6 protein-coding genes are annotated in these 6,134 nt (G+C 44.4%); 5 read left to right on the forward strand and 1 reads right to left on the reverse strand.

Going from position 1 to position 6,134, the window contains the following annotated elements; all coding sequences use genetic code 11:
- Positions 1–13 precede the first annotated feature (13 nt).
- Genes AAEZ22_RS04755 through AAEZ22_RS04775 form a run of 5 tightly spaced genes read left to right on the forward strand, consistent with a single transcriptional unit; the run spans position 14 to position 5,628 of the window.
- Positions 14–916, forward strand: a complete 903-nt coding sequence (locus AAEZ22_RS04755) for an acetaldehyde dehydrogenase (acetylating) (RefSeq protein WP_058373846.1) — start codon at positions 14–16, stop codon at positions 914–916.
- An 11-nt stretch (positions 917–927) separates the two neighbouring features.
- A complete protein-coding gene (gene dmpG / locus AAEZ22_RS04760) occupies positions 928–1,962 on the forward strand; it encodes a 4-hydroxy-2-oxovalerate aldolase (protein WP_352296355.1) in 1,035 nt (344 codons plus the stop codon).
- The gene (locus AAEZ22_RS04765) at positions 1,959–3,272 is read left to right on the forward strand and encodes an MFS transporter (protein WP_041454514.1); all 1,314 of its coding nucleotides are present in this window, start codon (positions 1,959–1,961) and stop codon (positions 3,270–3,272) included. Before dmpG ends, AAEZ22_RS04765 begins: the two co-directional genes overlap by 4 nt.
- 49 nt (positions 3,273–3,321) lie before the next feature.
- Positions 3,322–4,089 (forward strand): SDR family oxidoreductase, encoded by a 768-nt coding sequence (locus AAEZ22_RS04770; RefSeq protein ID WP_179807449.1) that lies wholly within the window; start codon positions 3,322–3,324, stop codon positions 4,087–4,089.
- 33 nt (positions 4,090–4,122) lie between these two features.
- Complete coding sequence (locus tag AAEZ22_RS04775; protein WP_352296358.1) at positions 4,123–5,628, forward strand: FAD-dependent oxidoreductase; 1,506 nt, start codon at positions 4,123–4,125, stop codon at positions 5,626–5,628.
- A gap of 246 nt (positions 5,629–5,874) precedes the next feature.
- Here the strand turns inward: AAEZ22_RS04775 and AAEZ22_RS04780 are convergent, their stop codons facing one another.
- Positions 5,875–6,084, reverse strand: a complete 210-nt coding sequence (locus tag AAEZ22_RS04780; protein ID WP_352296361.1) for a TauD/TfdA dioxygenase family protein — start codon at positions 6,082–6,084, stop codon at positions 5,875–5,877.
- Positions 6,085–6,134: the final 50 nt, after the last annotated feature.

The following is a 6,134-nucleotide window of genomic DNA, read 5'->3' on the forward strand; positions in this document are numbered from 1 at the left end:
CGAGGGAAGTAACATGAAAAAGATTAAATGCGCCCTGATCGGTTCAGGAAACATTGGTACTGACTTACTTTATAAGCTTAAACGCAGTGAAATATTAGAACCCGTTTGGATGGTAGGCATAGACCCAGATTCAGAAGGCTTAGCGCGCGCACGCGAATTAGGTATTAAAACCACCGCTGAGGGTATCGATGGCTTAATACCGCATATTGAAGCCGATGAAATCAAAATTGCTTTTGATGCAACCTCAGCCTACGTGCATGGTGAAAACTCAGCTAAAGTGAATGCAAAAGGCGTGCTGATGATAGATTTAACCCCGGCGGCCATTGGCCCTTTTTGCGTGCCTCCGGTTAACTTAAATCAACTTAATGCTGATATTAAAAACGTTAACATGGTGACCTGTGGCGGCCAAGCAACTATTCCTATGGTTGCTGCGGTATCTCGCGTACAACCAGTTGAGTATGGTGAAATTGTTGCCACTGTTTCATCTAAATCGGTAGGCCCAGGTACACGCCAAAATATTGATGAATTTACTCGCACTACCTCAGGCGCAGTGGAGCAAATTGGTGGCGCTAAAAAAGGCAAAGCCATTATTATAATTAACCCTGCTGAGCCACCATTATTAATGCGCGACACCATCCATTGTTTAACCGAAACAGAGCCAGATCAAGCCGCTATCACTGCATCTGTGCATGAAATGATTGCTGAAGTACAAAAGTATGTTCCTGGTTATAAACTAAAAAATGGCCCGGTGTTCGATGGTCGTAAAGTGTCTATATTTTTAGAGGTTGAAGGTTTGGGCGATTACTTGCCTAAATATGCCGGTAACCTTGACATAATGACCGCGTCGGCCGCGCGTACTGCAGAAATGTTTGCACTACAAATGCTAGGTCAATCGCCATCAGATAGTCAATCTTAAGGAGTAATATCATGGATTTAAAAGGTAAAAAAGTTACCCTGCACGATATGTCATTACGTGATGGTATGCATGCTAAGCAACATCAAATTAGCTTAGATGAAATGGTGTCTATTGCCACTGGCTTAGATCAGGCGGGCATTCCTTTAATTGAGGTTACCCATGGCGACGGTTTAGGCGGCTCTTCACTTAATTATGGTTTTCCTGCTCATACCGATGAAGAATACCTAAGTGCTGTAGTGCCAAAAATGACCCAAGCTAAAGTCTCAGCGTTATTAATTCCGGGCATTGGAACGGTTGATCACTTAAAAATGGCTTATGATCATGGCGTAAGTACAATTCGAGTGGCTACTCACTGTACTGAAGCTGACGTTTCAGAGCAGCATATTAGCGCAGCGCGTAAAATGGGTTTAGATACCGTTGGCTTTTTAATGATGGCACATATGATCAGCCCAGAGGAGCTACTTGCACAGGCTAAATTAATGGAGTCTTACGGTGCTAACTGTATTTACTGTACGGATTCTGCTGGTTACATGTTGCCCGACGACGTAAGCACCCGCATTGCATTACTGCGCAGCGAGCTTAACAGCGAGACCGAAATTGGCTTTCATGGTCATCATAATTTAGGCATGAGTATTCCAAATTCGCTGGCGGCAATCGAAATGGGCGCTAATCGCATTGATGGTTCGGTGGCCGGTTTAGGTGCCGGTGCAGGTAATACGCCGTTGGAAGTATTTACCGCGGTACTTGATCGTATGGCAGTTAATCACGGTATTGATTTATACAAAATTATGGATGTTGCTGAAGACTTAGTCATGCCAATGATGGATCAACCTATTCGTATTGACCGAAACTCATTAACTTTGGGTTATGCCGGTGTTTATTCGTCATTTTTATTATTTGCAGAACGCGCCGAGAAAAAATACGGTATACCTGCACGTGATATTTTACTTGAACTCGGGCGCTTAAAAACCGTAGGCGGACAAGAAGATATGATAGACGACACCGCAATGACTATGGCTAAGGCCTTAAAGGCGGCGAAAGCTTGAACATAAAAAAATCTAATTGGCGCCAACATGCTTTATTGTTGGTGCTTACTTTATTTTATATAGAAAGTTTTGTTGGGCGACAAATTATGGCGGTGATGATTGAACCCATCAAAGCTGAATTTGGCGCCTCAGATGCGCAAATGGGCTTATTAACCGGCCTAGGTTTTGCCATTGTATTTACTTTAACCGGTTTATCGGCCGGCAGACTTGCTGACAAAGTGAGCCGCACACGTTTGTTAGCCGCCAGCGCATTAGTGTGGGGCATTATTACAGCACTTAGCGGCATAACTGCAGGCTTTATTAGTTTACTAATAATGCGTATGTTGGTGGCAGTAGCTGAAGCACCGGTTACTTCGGCCTCTTTATCGTTACTTTCGGACAGTTACCCGGTTGAGCGACGCTCATTTGCGATTAGCTGTTTTACCTCTGGCGCTACCTTTGCCGCCATTATTGCGCTTACCTTAGGGGCATATTGGGTAGAGCTGTATGGATGGCGAGAAACCTTTTTTATTATCTCTACTCCCGCTTTGTTTATTTCTTTTTTGCTATTTTTTGTGATGCCCGAACCTAAACGCGGTCAATACGATGATGCCATTAGCTCTCCAACTTCACCGCTGCAGCCTGCACTAACCACAGGTTTTAGAGCATCAACAAAAGCATTGTTAAAGCGCAAAGATTATCGACTATTAGTTTGCTCAAGCGCCATTGCAACGTTAGGCGCAAATGCGTTTGGCATGTGGAATGCCACTTTTTTAGTACGCAGCCACGACTTAACACTGAGCCAAGCCGGCATGATGGCAGGCTTTTTTGGCGGCGGTGCGGCAGCGATTGGAATTCTTTCTAGTGGCTATTTGGCTGATAGAATCGCCAGACGAAAAGGTGTTTTATGGCTACCTATACTAGGCCATATACTGGGGTGGGTATTTATTGTTATATATTTTTTATGGCCTAAAGGCTTAGGCGATGACCTATTTTTTGCCGGTATTCCATTTGCTATGCTGTTTTGCACCTTAGCGAGTTTCTTTTCTGTATGGTGGGTTAGCCCTTGTCTCACATTACTCACTTCAATTGTACCGGGCACTCAGCGGGCATTGGCTATTTCAATGCAAACCGTGCTGATTACTTTTTTAGGCATAGGTGTTGGGCCTATGTTGGTGGGCGTGCTTAGTGAAGTATTTAGCGAGGTGGCCGGTGTTGAATCCTTACGTTATGCTTTACTTATTAGTACGAGTACAACATTAATATCGGTATTTTTACTGTTTAAATTAAAATCTTATCAAGCAAAACAACTCATAAAACCCATTCAGTAAATTAAACTTTGTTTTAATTACTATTAACCAATAATGCTAGGAGTTTATTATGTCAGTTACCGCAGTTACAGGTTCAGCATCAGGGATTGGCGCCGCCGTTTGTGAAAAACTACGCGCAGCAGGTCATACTGTGATCGGCATAGACCGCCATCAAGCCGAAGTTAATGCCGATTTATCATCCCCTGAAGGTCGCGCTAATGCCGCAGAGCAAGTTATCAAATTAGCCAATGGTAAACTAGATGGCCTGGTTTGTTGTGCGGGCCTTGGCGTTACCGCACCAAGTAGCAGTTTAGTGGTTTCGGTTAATTATTTTGGCTCAACCGAGTTAATTGAATTACTTCAACCTGCACTCGCTAAAGGTGAGCAGCCAGCTATTACCGTTATTGGCTCAGTGGCCGCTAGTCAACAAGTGGCAGATCCACACCCTATTATTGAGTTAATGCTCAACAATGACGAGCCAGCCGCTCGCGCACTGGCAGATGAGCTTGGCCAACCACAAATAGCCTATTCTGCGTCTAAATATGCACTCACTGTGCATTGTCGTCGTTTAGCCGTTAAAACGGGGAGTACCGGCGTGCGTATTAACCTAGTTGCGCCTGGTGCAATTGAAACTCCATTGCACGAAGCCTCTAAGCAAGATCCACGTTTTGGCGAAGCCGTACGTAACTTTGTTGCGCCTATTGGTCGCAATGGTCAGCCAAGTGAAATTGCCGATGCGGTCAGTTTTTTACAATCAGCCCAAGCCTCTTTTGTGCATGGCAGCATTATTTATGTAGATGGTGGTATGGACGCCATGATGCGCAATGGCAAGTTTTAAACACTAAATATTAAATACTTATAAGGATATAACATGAACCCAATACTAAGCACACACAAAGTTCGCGCTTTTGAATCGATTAGCCACTTTGATATTAGCACCGACGTACTCGTGTGCGGTTATGGCGGCGCAGGAGCCGCCGCCGCACTAGAAGCTGTAACCTTAGGTGCTAAGGTTACTATTTTAGAACGTGCCAGTGCTGGGGGTGGCTCGACTGCATTATCAAGCTGTGAAATGTATTTAGGCGGCAGTGGTGGCACTGCATTACAAAAAGAGTTAGGTTTAGAAGATAGCACCGAAAACATGCTGGCTTATTTACGCGAAGCACTTGGCCCGTATGGCGATGAAGATAAGATGCGTTGTTATGCACAAGGCGCTGCAGGACATTTTGATTGGGTTGAATCCCTTGGTGTACCTTATAAACGCGCAGCCTTTTTAGAGCGTACAGTAGTGCCACTCAGTGATGAGTCGTTATTATTTACCGGTAATGAAAAAGCTCACCCTTTTAATACCATTGCTAAGCCCGTTCCACGTGGTCACGTGCCCTCTAAAGTGGGCGACGAAGGCGGTAAAATATTTATGGATGCCATAATGCTGCGCATCGCAGGCGCGGGCGCTGAGGTAATTAATGATTGTCGCGCTATTGCTTTATTAGTAGATAAAAACAATCGTGTTTGCGGCGTAATTGCTAAGCGCGACAACCGAGAAATTGCGATTCGTGCAACTCGTGGTGTGGTATTAGCCACCGGTGGCTTTGTAATGAACGACACCATGACACGTCAATATATGCCTGATCTACTTGAGTATTGCGTACCTTATGGCAACACCTTCGATATGGGGGATGGTATTCAATTAGGCCAAGCAGTCGGCGGGCAAACAATTAATATGGAACAGGCTTTTATGTCGTTTCCGCTCTATCCACCAGCAAAGCTAACCTACGGTATTTTACTAAATAAACACGGTCAGCGTTATATAAATGAAGATGCGTATTTAGCCAGATTGGCGCATTATTCTTGCCAACAAGCTGAGCAAAAGTTTTATTTGTTAGTACAAGAAGAGGATTTTGAGGCGTCGCATTATTTACAACGTGCAGCCATTGTTGCCACTGGCGATAGCATAGCAGAAGTTGCCAGTGAAGCGCCCTTCCCGGCCGGTATGCTTGAGCAAACTGTTAGCTACTTTAATCAGCACGCCAGTAATAAACAAGACCCACTATTTCATAAAACCGCCGAGTGGCTAAAACCGTTAAACAAGCCCCCTTTTGCCTTATTAGAATACTCTGCAAGTGAAATGACTGCTGTAATTATGCCCGGCACCAAAGGCCCGCTCATATTTACGCTTGGTGGGCTAAAAACACTCACTACGGGTGAAGTGGTTAATTTAGACAATGAAATAATAAGTGGGCTTTATGCTGCTGGTCGAGCCACCGCGGGATTACCACGTACAGCCAAGGGATATGCCAGTGGTATGTCGGTTGGAGATGCCACTTTTTTTGGCAGACTCGCTGGGCGCAGCGCCGCTAAGCACCTGCCAATTTAACCTCGAATAATAAACACGCCTTAGCACTTAATTTAACAACCGTTATAGCAAACAGCGTAACGGTTTAACTTACTTATTCTGCTTAGGTAATAAATCTGCGTATTAAAAGCAAGTATATTAAGTGCATGCTATAGATTAAAAATTAGCAGATTGAAATGTCGTGTAGAGGCTGGTAAGTATTAATGAAAGATATAAAAAAGCAGCAGCTGGTTAATTTAAGCTGCTGCAATTGATGTATTGTATAAGTTATTCTGTTTTTAACACACGGCCAAGCGTTATATCGCCCTCAATAGTGGTGCGGTTAATAACGCGATTGATCCCAGGCTTAGTGCCGGTAGTGCAGTGCATTGCACGCCAGTTATCCCACAGTACCATGTCGCCTTCGCGCCATTTATGAAAGTAAGTAAATTCCGGCTTTTGTACATGCGCAACAACACGCCCTGAGGTGGACAGCAAGCACTAAAGCTCACTTTCCACCGCAAATTTTAACAGCGGTGATCCCTTAC

Origin of the sequence: Pseudoalteromonas sp. 20-MNA-CIBAN-0454, assembly GCF_040308685.1 — a bacterium.
Classification (GTDB): Bacteria; Pseudomonadota; Gammaproteobacteria; order Enterobacterales; family Alteromonadaceae; genus Pseudoalteromonas; species Pseudoalteromonas nigrifaciens.

Excerpts from the sequence above, each read along its gene's own strand:
- AAEZ22_RS04755 (WP_058373846.1), top strand. The coding sequence starts at position 14 with ATGAAAAAGATTAAATGCGCCCTGATCGGTTCAGGAAACATTGGTACT.
- dmpG (WP_352296355.1), top strand. The coding sequence starts at position 928 with ATGGATTTAAAAGGTAAAAAAGTTACCCTGCACGATATGTCATTACGT.
- AAEZ22_RS04770 (WP_179807449.1), top strand. The coding sequence starts at position 3,322 with ATGTCAGTTACCGCAGTTACAGGTTCAGCATCAGGGATTGGCGCCGCC.
- AAEZ22_RS04775 (WP_352296358.1), top strand. The coding sequence starts at position 4,123 with ATGAACCCAATACTAAGCACACACAAAGTTCGCGCTTTTGAATCGATT.